The following is a 1,065-nucleotide window of genomic DNA, read 5'->3' as shown; positions in this document are numbered from 1 at the left end:
GATGCTGACGGTGGTGACGGACTCGCGCCAGGTCTCGGTGGTCGCCCCGCCGAGTTCGGAGCCCTGGCTCAGCACGTTCGTCTCCACCGTCACGCCGGGCACGTCCTGCCCCGCCCAGGAGATCGCGCCGTGGTTGCCCGTGGCGATGGTGACCGGCTGGCCGTTGATCATGACGGTGGCGGATTCGCTGTCGAGGCTGTCGCCGCCGATCAGGCTGAAGGTGAACACCGCCTCCGAGGCGCCCGCGGGCACGTCCAGCGTGACCTCGGCGAGGCCGTTCGGCCCGATCCGCAGGAGCTCGCCCAGAAGGCCGCCCACGTTCGACACGGAGGCGCCGGTCCAGCCGCCGGCGTTGCCGTTGGAGAAGTCGCTGGCGGCGAGTTGCACCGCCTGGAAGAGCTCCGCGAACCGGTCGGAGATCGTGATGGCGCCGAGCGTGTTCGAGGTGCGATCCGAAAGGCTCTCGACGCCGGTGGAGACGACGCCCATCGTGGCGAGGCCGAGGCCGGTGGTCGCGCCGGTGAGCATGACCCAGTCGACCGTGACGGCGCCCGAGTCCGACTTGAGAAAATTGAGGAGCCGCATGGCACTCGTTCCCTGGTTAAACGCCCCTTAACGATTCGATACAGGCGGCGTCGGGCGGGAAAAGGGCAGGGTGCGGGCGAAACCGCGCCCCGGTGCGGCCGAAATGCGGACGGGGCGGGCCGTGCGCGGCTCAGGCGTCGAACTCGAGGAGCAGGTCCTTGGCGTCGATCTGGCCGCCCGCGCTGACGTGGACGGCCTTCACCGTGGCGTCGCGCTCGGCGTGGATGCCCGTCTCCATTTTCATCGCCTCGATGGTCAGGAGAAGGTCGCCCTGCTTCACCTTCTGGCCGGCCGCGACCGCGACCGTCGCCACGACGCCGGGCATCGGCGCGCCGACATGGGCGGGGTTGCCGTTCTCGGCCTTCGGGCGCTTGACCTGGGTGGCGGCGATCTTGCGGTTCGGCACCCGGATCGTCCGGGGCTGGCCGTTCAGCTCGAAGAAGACCTTGGCCTCGCCCTGGTCGTTGGTCTCGCCGATGG

Annotated in this window: 2 protein-coding genes; both read right to left on the bottom strand. The window is 69.9% G+C overall.

What is annotated here, in order from left to right:
- The coding region (locus ACTS11_RS05670) for a hypothetical protein (RefSeq protein WP_442639365.1) at window positions 1–585 on the bottom strand (585 nt) is incomplete at its 3' end.
- 130 nt (window positions 586–715) lie between these two features.
- A partial coding sequence (locus tag ACTS11_RS05665; RefSeq protein ID WP_442639364.1) for a biotin/lipoyl-containing protein occupies window positions 716–1,065 on the bottom strand: 350 nt, incomplete at its 5' end.

Source organism: Roseicyclus sp. (assembly GCF_052168335.1).
Taxonomy (GTDB): Bacteria; Pseudomonadota; Alphaproteobacteria; order Rhodobacterales; family Rhodobacteraceae; genus Roseibacterium.
Note: the sequence above shows the minus strand (reverse complement) of the source record. Positions and strands in the feature narration are given on the sequence as shown.